This is a genomic window from Cyclobacterium lianum (assembly GCF_900143075.1).
Taxonomy (GTDB): Bacteria; Bacteroidota; Bacteroidia; order Cytophagales; family Cyclobacteriaceae; genus Cyclobacterium; species Cyclobacterium lianum.
The window spans coordinates 89009-104350 of the sequence record NZ_FRCY01000020.1 but is presented as its reverse complement, the minus strand read 5'-3'; the positions used below and the strand labels follow the sequence as shown (position 1 = coordinate 104350).

The following is a 15342-nucleotide window of genomic DNA, read 5'->3' as shown; positions in this document are numbered from 1 at the left end:
GCCATCCAGGTCATCGTGTTCGACCCACATGATGGGGTGTTTGGCGGGCTTGGAAATGCTCACGTCTCCCTCATAGCCTTTCTCAGGAGTATTGTTGAAGAAGGCATACATCTGGAAGTAGTTTTCCTGCGAGATGGGGTCATATTTGTGGTCATGACACTGCGCACATTCCACGGTCATGCCCAGAATGGCTTTGCTGAAGGTATTGGTCTTGTCTACGTTGTACTCTACGCGGTATTCTTCCGGGATGACGCCACCTTCCTCTGTATACTTGTGGTTTCTGTTAAAGGCGGTGGCCAGTATCTGCTCCTTGCTGGGATCGGGCAGGAGGTCTCCGGCGAGTTGCCAGGTGATAAACTGATCGTAAGGCATGTTCTCATTGAAAGCATGGATCACCCAGTCTCTGTAGGGCCACTGTGTGCGGATATTGTCATCCTGATAGCCATAGCTGTCCGAATACCTGGATATGTCCATCCAAAGTACGGCCATGCGTTCGCCGAATGCAGGGCTCTCCAGCAGCCGGTCGATGATTTTTTCAGTGGCCTCAGGGCTTTCATCTTCACGGTATGCCTGCATGAGCTCAAGGCCTGGAGGCAGACCGGTCAGGTCAATGCTCAGGCGCTTGAGCAGGTGCATTTTATCGGCAACGGGGTTTGGTTTCAGCCCGAGTTGATCGAGTCTGGCCAGGATGAAGTGGTCGATATCATGCTGCACCCAGTCGGCGTCGGAAACTTTTGGCAGATCGGATTTTACCGGCGGCACAAATGCCCAATGCGGTTGGTATTCGGCTCCCTGTTTGATCCATTTTTTGATGATGGCCACTTCTTCGGCCGTAAGTTTGAGGTTGGATTCGGGAGGGGGCATCATTTCCGGTTCGTCGGTAGTTTCGAGTCGCTTTACTACTTCTGAATCTGCCGGTTTTCCGGGTACTATGGCATGCGCACCGGGGTTTTCCTTAAGCGCTGCAAAAGCACTCTCGGCCATGTCCAGCCTCAGCCCTGCTTCCCGTTTGTTTTCATCCGGGCCATGGCAAGCAAAACAATTGTCGGATAAAATGGGGCGGACGTGGAAATTATAGCTGATCTGATCGGCCGATGCATTCACTAAATTTACATTTCCCTTATCAGAACTGCATCCATAAATTAAACTAATTCCCAACAACGTCGATATCCAAGTTCTAATAATTAAATTCATATCCATTACTGTTTATAAATAACAACCAATACCAATCTTTCTAAAGCATTGTCGAGTATGCCCCCGGACATATTAGCCCTAGATTCTCACAGAACCGTACGTGAATGTCTCGATTCATACGGCTCCTATATACTCTGCGTTTAATACCTGGTTTAGCTCCCTTCGTCCAATGCCCGAATAGGATTGGGTTGATCTGGCTTATATCATTTAGCCACCTTATCGCTTTCATCTCACTTAATCGGAGATTCGTGTATTTCCGTCTTGCCCAACTCGTGATTTTTACATTTAGATTGTGCATAAAGTCTTTTAGTTTTGCTCTGCAAAATTTCCAATAATAGTTTATCCAGCCTCATAAAACAGGGTTGATGGCTGCGTCAAGGTAGGTAAGTGTGCACCTGCTCGTTCGGAACTAGGCATTTCCTTCATTTTTCCGTTCATTGATTTCATAGCTTTCTGACTCACGGCAAGCAACCAGTTGGTGAACCACGCTTTCCTGATGCTGTTCTAGTCCCGGCATAAACGTACAGCCCAGAAAGTCGAATGATATATCTTCTGAATCCCCTCTACGGTTGCTGTCTTTGCAATAAACTATCGTCGTTTTGACTGGATGGAGCTCAAGTCCACATGTCTACATTCTTTCCTGCAGTTTCTTCTTTACTTCTCTGGCTTCAAATTCACTCCCGCAGTGGATGATGCCTTCCGCGGCATACCACTTGAACTTAAAGCAGGGGAAATGTCGGTCTAACCATTCATCCATGCAGTAATGCAGGTAAAGATTGAAAAGTAGGGGGCCGATGACCGACCCCTGAGGAAACTCCTTCCTCCGTGCTACTATAACCTTGCTACTTTTCCTAAATATGCTACTGGACTTTAGTTTTGAAATCATCTACCCCTTTCGACGCATCTGCGGCAGTTCATTTACATTCCTCCTTTTATTACTTACCTGACCCATTCAAATGGCCTTTTCCTCTAACGCTCACTACCAGCGCATTTAACCCAAGCAGCTTAAAGGCGGTTTGGGGCCTGCGCTTGTACACTGGCTCGGAGGAGCCTTCCCTTATCATTGGCAAAGCATTAGCCAAAACTATTCGCTACATTCAATAGCCAGGATTCTGTACGATTGTAGCATTCCCTTCCTTACTACTATACACAATTGCTTGTTCCGGTATGGGATAATATTGATTCTTTTCTTCAAAAGCAGCACCACTGAGATATGTCCTTAGCTGCCTCTCTTTAACTAAGTAATTGTTTAATACCTCTACGCTCACACCCCATCTCACAAGATCAAAAAACCTATGACCTTCCATGGCAAATTCCAATCTATTCTCAAATCTAACTGCATCTCTTGCAAATTCAGTATCTGTCCACGTCTCAGTGTACAAATCAATAATATAATTCGCTGCCGGGGAACCATCTTCTCTTAATACATATCCGGAGGGATTTTTGGCCCTGGTTCGAACTATATTTACATATTCGCGAGCCTTTTCTAAATTCCCTAATTCAACCTCACATTCAGCGGCCCAAAGCAGAACATGACTAAAACGAATCAATCTGTAATTATTCGCACTGGCCCTCATATTTCCGGATTTGCCTGACTCAGCTCTACTTACAATTTGTTTTTTTGAGGAATAAGGACCAGCGTATGACTGGTCTCTGATCCAAAACCTTCCAGGATGATCCCCCCAGTCCAAATAAGGAATTCCACGGCGACCGACAGTCCAATCCAACCTTGGATCCAAATTACCTTCATAGGGTTCAAAAGGCTCTGAAGACAAGAGACCTTCATCATTTTTCACATCCTCCTCATTAAATGTGTAAATAAAAGGCAGTCCATTTTCATCTGTTTTGTAAGCATTAACCAAATTTTGAGAGGGTTGGAAAAAACCACAACATCCACCGGGACCGTTAGGGTACATATAAGTTAAACCATCACCGAGATTACCTCCACTGGCATCAGCAGCTGTTAGAGAATATTGAATTTCAAAAACAGATTCCTCATTATTCCTAGATTCTGCGGCAAAATTATCATGAAAATTATCTACAAGTTTATATCTTCCGCTTTGAATAATTTGATCTAATAAGTTTTTGGCTGAGTTTATATGATCTAAATCTCTATTTCCGTTTGGAAATGACTGAAACATATGGCATTTAGCCAAATAAGCCATTGCTGCATACCTTGTTGGTCTTCCTAAATCAGACTGCTCGTTTGGTAGATGCTGAGCTGCAAACTCAAAATCAGCCTGAATTGATGGCCAGATATCATCAGTATTTGGAAGCAATACGCTTGAGGGATCGTCAGGATTCCATGTTTGTTCATCAATAAATGAAATATTATTCCACATTTGCTTTCCCTCAAAGTGGTAATGAGCACGTAAAAATCTGGCTTCTGCTTCAATTTGTAATCTCCTGTCCGAATTAATTTCATCAACCATCGGCAAATTTCGGAGCACATCATTTGACCTCGATATTCCATCATATATCGTCCGCCATTTTCCATATAGATGTACGTTAGTAGGTAACCAAACATATCGTTCCATAAAAGTCTGTTCAGGTTGATCACCTGCATCTGAACCCTTATAGGCATCATCGGAAACAACGCTTCCAAAAATCCAATTCGAGGCAGGTGCATGCCAACTGGTAACTCCAGCAGTTCCTATTCCATCTAATAAAGCGTACGCTCCTATTAATGCGCCTTCAATTCCCTGAGGGGTCTGTAAAACTTGCGGGCTGTATTGACCTTGTGGGAGCTTTTCAAGAAATTCTTCGTTGCATGCCAATAGAGTTATAAGCCCCAGCATCAGAGATGATTTTATTCTTAATGTAGTTTTCATTTCTAAGTCTTTTTAATTAAAATCCGGCTGACAATCCAAATATTATTCCCTTAGGTGTTGGATAAACACCTTGATCAACTCCAATTTCACGATCTGAACCGCTATTGAAGTTTCTCAAATTAACCTCGGGGTCTAGACCAGAATAATTGGTAATTGTAAATAAATTCTGCATTTGGCCGTACACCCGTAATTGATTCAGTCCGATGCGCGAAAGCATACCTGGACGGAATGTGTAACCCAATTGAAGATTTTTTAACCGCATGTAAGATCCATCTTCAACAAAATAGGTTGATGGAACACCACTTTGCGCATCATTTGCATCCAAAATAGGTAGAATTGCATCTGGGTTTTCTGGACTCCATGAGTCGTAAAGCATCCTCTTGCTTCTATTACCTTGAAAAATTTCAAAATCTGTCCAGTATCTAACATGATTGAATAAATCATTCCCTTGTACCCCCTGCGCAAAAATTGTCAAATCAATATTCTTATATGATAGATTTAAATTTAGGCCATAGCTGAAATCTGGGTGAGGATTGCCAATGAATGTTTGATCCTCAGCATTTATTATACCATCACCATTAACGTCTCTAAATTTAAATTTCCCTACACCCTGAGTTCGTTGTCCATTAATATAAATATCAGAATCATAATAACCTGGAAAAAGTGCATGGTTCTGAACTTCTTCTTCTGACTGCATTATGCCATCTATTATATAGCCATAAAAAGAAGACAACGGCCTGCCCACAATAGACCTGGTAACAGGTGGGGTTCTTAATCCAAATCCTGGCAGAAAATCATCAGGATTCTCTGGGTCAAGCGCTAAAATTTTGTTACTGTATGTTGAAAAGTTTGCATTGATGCTGTATCTAAATTCTCCATTATTTGAACTCCCTTGGTAATTCACGGCCAAATCGACCCCCTTATTTTGCATAGAAGCAATATTTTGAGCTGGGATTACGGCATCACCCAGTCGCGGATCGAATGCTCTTGCATATAGCAAATTCTCGGTTTTTCTGTCATAAACATCGAATGAAAACTCAAGTTGATTTTCAAAAAAAGATGCATCAATACCAATATTGACAGACGAACTAGTTTCCCATTTAGCATTGGGGTTTCCAAATCTGGCCATATCAAACCCTTGGTTATATCCAGAAGGACTACCCGTTACACTATAACCACTGGTAAATGGGTTACTATGGTAGGTAGCATAGGCATTAAAATCTCCTATCTCTTGGTTTCCTGTTTGACCCCACCCAGCCCTAATTTTCAAATCGGATAGAAATGAGATATTTTCCATAAAAGATTCTTCTGACAATCTCCATCCTCCACTGATTGCTGGGAAAGTAGCAAATCTTGTAGCAGCTAAAAATCGCGAAGATGCATCTCTCCTTAAGGTTCCCTGGAAAATAAGCTTGTCTTTGAAAGAATAATCAACCCTGCCGAAATAAGAAAATAATGACCACATTGTAGCAATATTTCCACTATTAGTAGCTGTCGTTGGACTTCCTGCATCGATGTATTGGATATTAAGAATTTCAGAAAAATATCCTTGCCTATTCGTGCTAAGATTGTTACCATATCCTTCAATTGATTCCAGACCTAGAAAAACATTTAATGAATGATTCTCTCTTATCATTTTCTCGTAGGATAGTGTATTTGTCCAGGTCCACGTATGATTATAATTTCTCTGTTCGGTCAAACTATTTACATTATTTGCATGAGCCAGCTCAATTTCAATAGGATTAAAGTATCGACCTGCGTGAATTACTCCATCAATACCAAAGTTTGTTCTAAAAGTTAAATCCTGCAATAAATCTGTTTCGGCAAATACATTTCCAAAAATTCGTAATTCTTTATACCCATTGTCTTTATTTCGATAAAGTTGACCTACTGGATTATTTGCATTCCCAAGATTACTACCTAAAGTGCCGGCAAAATTTCCCCCGATATCATATACCGGAATTATCGGTTGTGCGCGGAAGGTATTAGAAACCTGACTGGTTTCATGGTTATTACTGTAGTTACCTTGTCGTTGGCCATAAGCGATCTGTATATTTTCTCCAACTCGAATTTTATTTTTAATAGTAAATTCAGAATTTGCCCTAACCGAATACCTCTTATACCCATTATGTAATAAAATTCCTCTTTGGTCAAAATAGTTGGTCGAGAAAGAATATCTGCCCTTTTCTGTCCCACCTGACACTCCCAATTGATAATTTTGAATTGGAGCAGAATGGAAGACCTCATCCATCCAGTTTGTACCTTCCTTATTTGCTCTTGTAATCGAAAATTTCGTTTGTCCAAATTCAGGATCAGTGAACCTATCATAGCTATAATTACCAGGATCCACTCTCGGGTCTCCTTCAAATGCACCATCAGGAATTATATAATCGGGAACAATAGGCTCGGGTCCGTTTCCATACTGAGAATGCTCTGGATTTCCCGTAACTGAATTTACTACGTTGGCATTTCGTTTACTCTGCCACAGGTATTGGCCATATTCATTGGTGTTTAATAAATCAAGTTTATTTCCGGAACTCTGTATCCCGTAATAGGAATCAAAAGTTACTTTCGGATCTCCGGCATTACCTTTCTTGGTGGTAATAATAATTACACCATTAGCGGCACGTGAACCATATATTGATGCGGATGAGGCATCCTTCAAGACCTGAATCGATTCTATATCATTTTGGTTTATGGTATTTAAATTACCCTTTGTTGGAACCCCATCTATAATATAGAGCGGATCATTATTACCTAACGTACCATATCCTCTCACCCTAACTGCTACGCCTCCTCCAGGTGTATTGTCGGTACCGACTGATACACCAGCTGCCCTTCCTTGAAGTTGTTGCGCTAAGTTGGTTGCAGGTACTGCCAATAATTCTTCTGTGTCAACTACACTTACAGCACTGGTAATATTTCTCCTGGCCTGGGAAGAATAACCTGTTACAATTACTTCTTCGAGTGAGGAAGCATCCTGGGACAAACTGACGTTTACGGTGGTCTGGGTACCGACTTCAATTGTTTTCGATTCATACCCAATGTAAGAAAACACCAGAGTGGCATCATCCGGAACAGACATGGAATAATTGCCATCAATATCTGTCACGGTTCCCGTAGTGGTTCCAAGTACAGTAATGGTAGCTCCGGGTAAAGGTTCTCCGTTTTCGTCGGTTACGGTTCCGGAGATTTCAACGGGTAGATCCTCAGCTTCAATGATTACTGAACTATTCCCTCTCTCCGGGATCCCAACATGGATGTTTTCATTCACCTGAGTGAAACTCAACAAAACCTGCCCTCCTATTTTGCTAAGAAGTTCATAAAGGGTAACCCTGCGCTCATCAATACTGATAAGCTGATTTAAATCCAGCTTATCATGGTTATAGGTAAACCTAAAATCGGTTTTGGATTCAATATTGGCAAAGAAGCTGGATAAAGGGGCATTTTCCATCCTTACGGATACCCTCACCTCCTCAATGTTTTTCCGCTGTGCATTTCCTGTATTGGCCAGCAGGACCGTACAAAAAAGCAACTGGATCAAGAAACCATATAACATTCGCCTGGACAGCATAATAAGTTGTCTCCGTATATTTTTTTTCATAATATTGACTTGTTTAAGTGATTGTTTACTTGAACACTTGCCTTTATTTCCTGAAAACATATTAAGGCAAGTTCTGGCAGGGCCCATTCTCCCCAGATAGGGTCCTGTCTTTTGATTTATCCTGTATCCAAATTTTTCATAGAGCTATTATTTTGGGTTGAATATTGTTATGTTTCTGTTTGCGATCTTGTACCGCAAGCCTGAGGTGATGCATATCCCTCGCAATACATTTTCCAGGTTTTCATCCGTATACATGCCGGAATATTTCCAATTTTCAGACAGCTTACCGTCCAATTTCAGGTCGACCCCATACCAGTTTTCGATTTTCGTTCGAACTTCTTCAAAGGAAGCTGACCTGAAAACCAATACTTTATCCTTCCATCCGGCTACTTCCAGGGGATCAAAACCCGTTTTGGAAAATTTACCATCCCCTTCTATTTCCAACATTTCAGCTGGATTCAGCCGGACCTGATTGCCTTTTTGATCGTTTACCTGGACCTTTCCAGTCAATAAAGCAATGGATAAGTTGGCTTGTGCTTCTTTTACATTGAAAGAAGTACCAAGCACCTTGATTTCCGTGTTCCTGGCAAAAACACTAAAGGGATACCCATTCTTCCTGACCTCAAAAAATGCTTCTCCTTTCAATCTGACCCATCGGTCCCCCTGATTGAATGCCTTTGGATATTCTATTTCACTTCCGGAATTGAGGTAAACCCTGCTGCTGTCTGCCAAAGTGATAACAGATCTTTTTCCAGGGGGAACACTTCTAAAAACAGTAATTTCCTCTGCTACCACTGGTTTTACCGGTTCAACGCCTTCAATCATGTGGTAATGGACCATCCAGCCACAAAAACATAGGATGGCTATGGCTGCAATGTTTCTTAAAGGATAAAAGGATAACCAGGATTCAATTTCCGGTTTATTGCCGCTTTTTTGATTACCAGCTTTAATAATGGTCTCAAAGCTTTCCACATACATTTCATCTGAAAGCTCAATGGTATGGGCATACTTTACGGACCTGATTATAGAAGCGGCCTCCAACACCGTCTCCCTTTTTTCAGGATGCTGCTGCATCCACTTTTCCCAGAAATGCCGGTTATTCTTATCTGGCATTTTCACCCATTGAATAAAAAATTCATCCGAGAGAAAATCGATGGTATCGTAATCTTTGTACCTCATTTTGCTATTGCCAATCTAAATAATAGGTTTGATCCATTAGGTTTTTTTCAAAATGCCCTTTAATGTAGCCAGGCCCCGGTAAATGATTTTCCTGGCCGATTTCACTTCGCTGAATTCCATGATATCGGCAATTTCCTTGTAACTCATTCCCTCTTCGTAAAGCAATAAAATGGCTTGCCTTTGCCTGACTGTTAATGCCTTCAATGCGTTCCGTACCTCTTGTCTGATTTCTTCATCCTTTTCCCGTTGGATCAGGATTGACTCATGGGACAAGGTGATGGGAAAGTAGGTCTCTTTTTGATCCATCCCATCCCTGCCTAATTTTGTTTCCTTCCTGAGTTTGCGGATAATTTCCCGCTGCAATGATTTGAACAGGTAGCCTTTGATATGGCTGACGGAATTCAGGCTGCCTCTTTTGTCCCGCAATTGGATAAAAATGTTTTGCACACAGTCCTTTATCAAGCCGCTGTCACAAGTAATCTGAGACCCATACCTGAACATGGCCTTCACATGAACCCTGTAGATGTAATTAAACGCCAATTCATTTCCCCTGTCAAAGGCATTCCAGACCTCTTCATCTGTTTTGCTTTCAAACTTCAGTAAGGATTCACTTTCGTTCAAAGGCAAAACCAAATGGCTTGCTGAGAGCATTTCCTTTTTTTCAGGTTTCATTGGGTTTAATTATTGGGCTTACTAATAGGAAGAGGGAAACCAGGCTGGAAATGACCCCATAATATCGAAAAAATTTCAAGAAAAGCAAGAAACCAAAAATGTGATTGTTTATTACAATAGGATATTCTGTCGATTTTTTATTTTAAAGTAATAAAAATTTTGGTTAAAATTAAGGGTTTAATGGGTGAAAGAATAAACATTTTGACGCTCCGCAATCGGGAGAAAGTTGTTAATCCGCTGTATTCAGGACAGTAAAAACCACCAATGCCGGACATGGTTTTTTGCCTATTCGATATCTTCAAAAAACTCCTCCAAATCCAGTTTAAATCCATTGATGACCGCTAACTCCACCACATCGCCTGTTGTAAAAAGCCTTGAAGGGACATATTTTCCGCTTTTAAGGCTATAGATGAGCAAATCCTGCGTTTCGGCATGGATGATCCAATATTCCCGAACCCCGTTTACTTCGTACAGTTCAAACTTATGCTTTAATTCGGTTTTACTATTCGAGGGAGAAAGTATCTCTACGATTAAATCCGGGGCTCCTATGCAACCCCGGTCATCCAATTTCTCCGGATCGCAGATGACACAAATGTCGGGCTGCACCACATCGTGTATCTTATGGTCTGCTGTGGAATTTTCCGGAAACCTTACGTCAAAGGGTGCGGTATACACCTGGCATTTTTTTCCCTTCAGAAACCCGGTTAATCTAAAGGACAATTCGACAGACACCTTTTGATGGATACGCTTCGGTGCTGCCGCCGCTTTTTTAAAAATTTTGCCTTTGATGAGCTCTACCACCTCCTCCATTTGCCAGCTCAGATAGTCAGCATAGGAATGGTTGGTGTATTCCAAATCCGGTTCGTTGACTACATCGGGTTTTTTGGTTTTCATGTAGTAAATATACTGATTTTAAAAGTCTCAAAATACAATGAAAAGCATACTTATGCAAAAAGCGGCCCGTGCTAAACCTTTCAAAATCAAACGAAAAAGAAGTTTCTGGAACCTATTCTATAAATATCGGAAAAGCAGCTCCTCTCAGGAAAATATCAATTCCAAACCCATTTATTGGCCAGACAATATTCCATTTCTAGCTTTATTTCTGGCTGATTCAAATTGACTCCTCAATTTATCTAAGGTTCTCTTTTTTGAAGGCTCACCTAGCAAATTATAATGCTCTTCCGGGTCCGTCTGGTGATCATATAGCTCTTCATTGGCTCCTGAGGCATTTTCACCCCATCGGGTATATCGCCATCGGTCTGTCCTGATGGTAGCACCACCGCCTCCGGTAATGGAGTAGGCGTAATTTTTATCTTTTATTTTCTTTTTGCCATTAAGAATTCCCACCAGACTTTCTCCCTGAAGGATTGAAGGTTTTTCGTCCTCAAATCCACCCAGCTCGACTAAAGTAGGATAAAGATCTATCAATTCGGTAATGGTACTTCTGGTAGCTCCATATTGCTTTTTATAGGGCTGTCCGGGAACGGAAATGATCAATGGTGCAGCAACACTTCCCTCCCATAAGCTGGATTTAGACCAGCAGTCGTGTTCTCCCAGGTTGTAGCCATGGTCTGACATGAAGATAACAATGGTTTCCTCTCTAAGTTGTAGCCGGTCAAGTGCCTCAAGCAGCCGGCCAACCTGTTGATCCATAAAGCGGACGCTGGCCATGTAAGCGCGTATTGTTTTTCGTTGCTGATCTTCATCCATTCCCCAGATCTTTTCATTTTGCCTCCTCAAAGCTGGCTGGGGTACGTTATCTCCAATCTTAAATGCCGGCAGTTCCACCTCGTGGATCGGATAAGAAAGAAAACTACTTTCCGGGGCAATCAGCGGTACATGAGGGCGGACAAATCCAACCGCAAGAAAAAAGGGAGCATCTTGTTTCACCCTTTGTTTATTGGTGCCTTTTTCTGGTATTTTTCCGGCGCGGTTTTCCAAAACAGCGATGGCCTGACTGGCCGCCAGGTAATCGGTCTGTGTGCTTTCCAGGCTATCGGGAAGGATCATTTGGGCAAAATTTGAACCGTAATGATGGTTTTTGGGTGACAGTAGCTCCAGATCCCCCTGACTGAGCGTTTCCGGTCCGAGTACATTGTAGGCATAATCCCAGGAATCCGGATCATCCCCTCCGGGCTCACCCCTTTCTATACCTCCCGGCACGCCCATATGAAAAATCTTGGAAATCCTTGCCGTATAATACCCGCGCTCACGAAAAAACCCTGCCATGGAAGTGTGATCGGCAAGGGCTGGAGTTTCCTTCCGGTAGCTTCCCGGCTGATCATTGTTTCCCAACACCCCATTGGTTTGGGGATACAATCCACTCATAAAGGAAGCCCTGGAGGGCCCGCAGAGTGGAAACTGACTGTAAGTCCGGTCAAACCGCATCCCTTCAGCGGCAAGCCGGTCCAGATGCGGGGTATGGTTGGTTGTTCCCATAAAGGGACCGATGTTGGTATTCAGATCATCGGAAACGATCAACAGAATGTTGGGCTTTTGTGCCTGCAGGTTTGGGGCTGCCAAACTTATCGCTACCATCATGAATAAGGCAAACACACGATAATTTCTCCCCACACCACAACGTTCAACTACTTGAAATACCATAGTGGCTCTGCCTATTGCCTGTTGTTACGTTCCATATGTTCTAAATAAGCGTCCAGGTATTTTTGGTTCATTTCATCGGAATCTCCGTATTTGTCCCTGAGATCCTGAAGCTTTTGGTGCATTTCTTCCTTTACCTCCGCATAGGAAGGGTCCTCATAGATATTGTTCATTTCATTGGGGTCCGCTTCCAGGTCGTACATTTCCCATTCGTCAATGTCATAATAAAAATGCATCAGTTTATACCTTTCCGTGGCAACACCATAATGCCTTTTGACCATATGGACGGATGGGTACTCGTAATACGTATAATATACGGCATCGCGCCATTCATCCGTCTCCCCGCTCACCAGGGTTCTGAAGGATTCTCCCTGCATTTCGGGTGCAATTTCCACACCGGCGTAATCGAGAAGCGTTGGTGCAAAATCCAGGTTTTGGACCAGTTTATCGATCTTTGTACCCGGCTTTATTTCCTTAGGATACCGGACCAATAAGGGGGTCCGGAAGGACTGCTCGTACATAAAGCGCTTGTCAAACCACCCATGCTCACCCAGGTAAAAGCCCTGGTCCGAGGTATAAACTACAATCGTATTTTCCGCCAGCCCGTTTTCTTCCAGATAGTCCAGCACCTCTCCTACTCCGTCATCTACAGACTTGATCGTTCTCAAATAGTCTTTGATGTACCTGTTGAATTTCCAGATTGCGATCTCCTTTTCCTTTTCCTTATCCTCAAAAGCAATCTCTTCGGCCCGGGGATATGCATCCAGAAAGGCCTGGTTTTTGGGGTTGTAGGCTTCCCTCCACTGTGCCCTTTGTTCCTCTGACAAACGGTTCAGTTCTCTGGTAAATCCGGTGCTGTCTCCATTAGGATCCACTTCAAACTTAAAATCATGTCCCCACATGGCGTGGCCATCGATTTCCATCTCCTGTTCTTTGGCGGCAGTGCCCCTGCCTTCATAATTCGTAAGGTCATCGAAGTAGTTGGCAGGTGGGTCAAAGGTTTTGTCATCGTACAGTGTCAGGTATTTTGGGGCGGGTTTCCAATTGCGGTGGGGGGCTTTTTGATTGTAAATCAGGAGAAAGGGTTTTTCCTGGTCCCTTCCTTCTTTCAACCAATCCAGCGCAAATTGGGTGGTAAGTTCAGTAACGTAGCCTTCAAAGCGCTGCCTTTCCCCATTGACCAAAAAATCAGGATTGTAGTAATGCCCCTGCCCTGGCAGAACCATGGAATGGTCAAATCCCTGCGGCAAGCCATCCAGGTGGATCTTCCCCACCATGGCCGTATTGTACCCGGCTTTTTGGAGCATTTTGGCAAAATTGTTCTGGTCCCAGTTAAAGGGCTGAATATTGTCCACCTTCCCGTTGAGGAAACTGTGCTTCCCGGTTAAAACCACCGCCCGGCTGGGGGCGCAAATGGAATTGGTCACGGTGGCTCTGGTAAAAATAGCACCCTCCTCCGCCAGGCGGTCTATCTGCGGTGTCTCGTTCAGGCCATGACCATAGGCACTGATGGCCTGGTAAGCATGGTCATCGCTCATGATGAAAACGATGTTGGGCGGTGCATCTTCCTTTTCTTGCCCGGTAGTACAGGCACCAGCTAGCATACTCATCAAAAGGGTCCCAAATAGCAGGTTATTTCTGTGGGTAAAATTCATATCAGGTTTATAGTTAAGTCATAAATCATGCAGTAGTATTTGCACATTTTTCAGATTCCCGTCTGGCGTATACCTTCCTGGTGATGCCAATAAACGAAAAGAAATAAAACATGACAATTTAAAGGAAGTAAATTTAATATCCTTCATTTTGCGTTAAATTTGGATTTCGTTCGATTTCGGTTTGCGGGATAGGATAGCGTACATGATACTCCATTGCGGGTTTGCCCCTTCCCCTGGCCATTTCTATAAATTTCCCATGACGCACCAGGTCCTGTCGGCGCAATGCTTCTGTATGAAATTCCCTGCCTCTTTCGTCCAAAATGAAATCTCTGAAATCTTCCCCGGAAGCAAAATCGCTTAGGGCAAAAGTAGATACTCCGGCGGCCTCCCTCACCATGTTGAGCAAATCTACAGATTCCTGATTAGGCCCATTGAGTTCATTCAAGGCCTCAGATCTGGAAAGCAGGATATCCGCATACCGTATAAAAGGAAAATCATCAGAGGAACGGCTGATCCCCTGAGTCGGATATTCAGGAAATTTCATGCTTCGTGCATTATCTTCACCCAAGACTATTGTCTCCCCCTGCTCATTGACAAACTCAAATAAAAATGCGTTTAGTCTTTCGTCTTCAGGCTCGAATAGCTCCAGAAAGGCTGACCATATCTTATACTCGGCAGCAAATATGACTCGTGGTGGATATTGCCATTGATAGCCTCTGGGAACGACATGGCTCAGCCAGCCATCTCCGGTGTTGTCGTCAGGATTATCCGACATTACTGCCACAAAAATGAATTCGTTGTCCCTTTGGTTATCGGGACTGAACAATTCAGTTCTATTGCCCTGAGTAAACAAATCATATATCCCGAGGTCCATCACCTGCCGGGTCGCAGACGCAACCTCCTGCCATTTCTTCGTCATCAAATAAAACTTGGACAGAATACCCAGAGCAGCTCCTTTCGTGGCCCGCCCGTATTCTCCATTTCTTGGTGCCACAGGCAATGCCTCCGCTGCAGCGATGAGTTCATTTTCAATAAAAGAAACGATTTCCTCTTCAGAAGCCCTGGCAGGCCGGTCTGTAACTGCTGTTTGGCTTTGGGTAATGAGGGGAACCGGTCCAAAAAGATCGTACAGCAGATAATAGTTAAATGCGCGTAAAAACCTGGCTTCAGCAATTGTTTCACTTTTCCTGGTTTCATTCATTTCAATACCTTCCGCATTGTCCAATACTACGTTAGTTCTGAAAATCGTGCGGTAACGGCGCTCCCACATACTCCGTAACCATTGATGAGAGCTCGTCCAGGTAAATTCCTCAATAGGCTCATTGAAGGTAAATATGCCTCCGCCACGTTCCAATGCGATGTCCGTATTTACCTCTTGCAGCGTTATCCCGTCTCGCTTTATATCGCTGTACCTCAACTCGCCATAGACTGAGTTTAGGACCACATCAAGGTCATCGCCCGTGTTGAAAAAATCATTGGGACTTAGAACGGTAAAGGTTTCCTCTTCCAATAAATCTTCGCAGGAAACCAGCGATGAGGCAATTAGAATTACCGAAATGATTATGTGAAGTGATTTTATCTTATTCATGATAGTTTTCTTTTAGTG

At 43.1% G+C, this 15342-nt stretch carries 10 protein-coding genes; all 10 read right to left on the bottom strand.

Going from position 1 to position 15342, the window contains the following annotated elements:
• Window positions 1-1194: DUF1549 domain-containing protein (locus tag BUB19_RS22120; RefSeq protein WP_143156131.1), on the bottom strand; the 1194-nt coding region annotated here is incomplete at its 3' end.
• Window positions 1195-1822: 628 nt separating this feature from the next.
• Window positions 1823-1951, bottom strand: coding sequence for a hypothetical protein (locus tag BUB19_RS24675; protein ID WP_262485845.1), 129 nt, complete (start codon window positions 1949-1951; stop codon window positions 1823-1825).
• Between the two features lie 340 nt (window positions 1952-2291).
• Window positions 2292-4025: a RagB/SusD family nutrient uptake outer membrane protein gene (locus BUB19_RS22110; protein ID WP_073097821.1), complete on the bottom strand. Its 1734-nt coding sequence runs from the start codon at window positions 4023-4025 to the stop codon at window positions 2292-2294.
• Between the two features lie 16 nt (window positions 4026-4041).
• Window positions 4042-7629: a SusC/RagA family TonB-linked outer membrane protein gene (locus BUB19_RS22105; RefSeq protein ID WP_073097819.1), complete on the bottom strand. Its 3588-nt coding sequence runs from the start codon at window positions 7627-7629 to the stop codon at window positions 4042-4044.
• Window positions 7630-7776: 147 nt separating this feature from the next.
• Window positions 7777-8808 (bottom strand): FecR family protein, encoded by a 1032-nt coding sequence (locus BUB19_RS22100; protein ID WP_073097817.1) that lies wholly within the window; start codon window positions 8806-8808, stop codon window positions 7777-7779.
• A gap of 36 nt (window positions 8809-8844) precedes the next feature.
• On the bottom strand, window positions 8845-9480 hold the full coding sequence (locus tag BUB19_RS22095) for an RNA polymerase sigma factor (RefSeq protein WP_073097816.1): 636 nt from the start codon (window positions 9478-9480) through the stop codon (window positions 8845-8847).
• 285 nt (window positions 9481-9765) lie between these two features.
• Window positions 9766-10374 carry a Uma2 family endonuclease gene (locus tag BUB19_RS22090; RefSeq protein WP_073097814.1) on the bottom strand — a complete coding sequence of 203 codons (609 nt, stop codon included), beginning with the start codon at window positions 10372-10374 and terminating at the stop codon, window positions 9766-9768.
• A gap of 171 nt (window positions 10375-10545) precedes the next feature.
• On the bottom strand, window positions 10546-12084 hold the full coding sequence (locus tag BUB19_RS22085; protein ID WP_084097562.1) for a sulfatase: 1539 nt from the start codon (window positions 12082-12084) through the stop codon (window positions 10546-10548).
• A gap of 11 nt (window positions 12085-12095) precedes the next feature.
• The gene (locus BUB19_RS22080; RefSeq protein WP_073097811.1) at window positions 12096-13736 is read right to left on the bottom strand and encodes a sulfatase family protein; all 1641 of its coding nucleotides are present in this window, start codon (window positions 13734-13736) and stop codon (window positions 12096-12098) included.
• Between the two features lie 133 nt (window positions 13737-13869).
• Window positions 13870-15324, bottom strand: a complete 1455-nt coding sequence (locus BUB19_RS22075; protein WP_073097809.1) for a RagB/SusD family nutrient uptake outer membrane protein — start codon at window positions 15322-15324, stop codon at window positions 13870-13872.
• Between the last annotated feature and the right edge of the window lie 18 nt (window positions 15325-15342).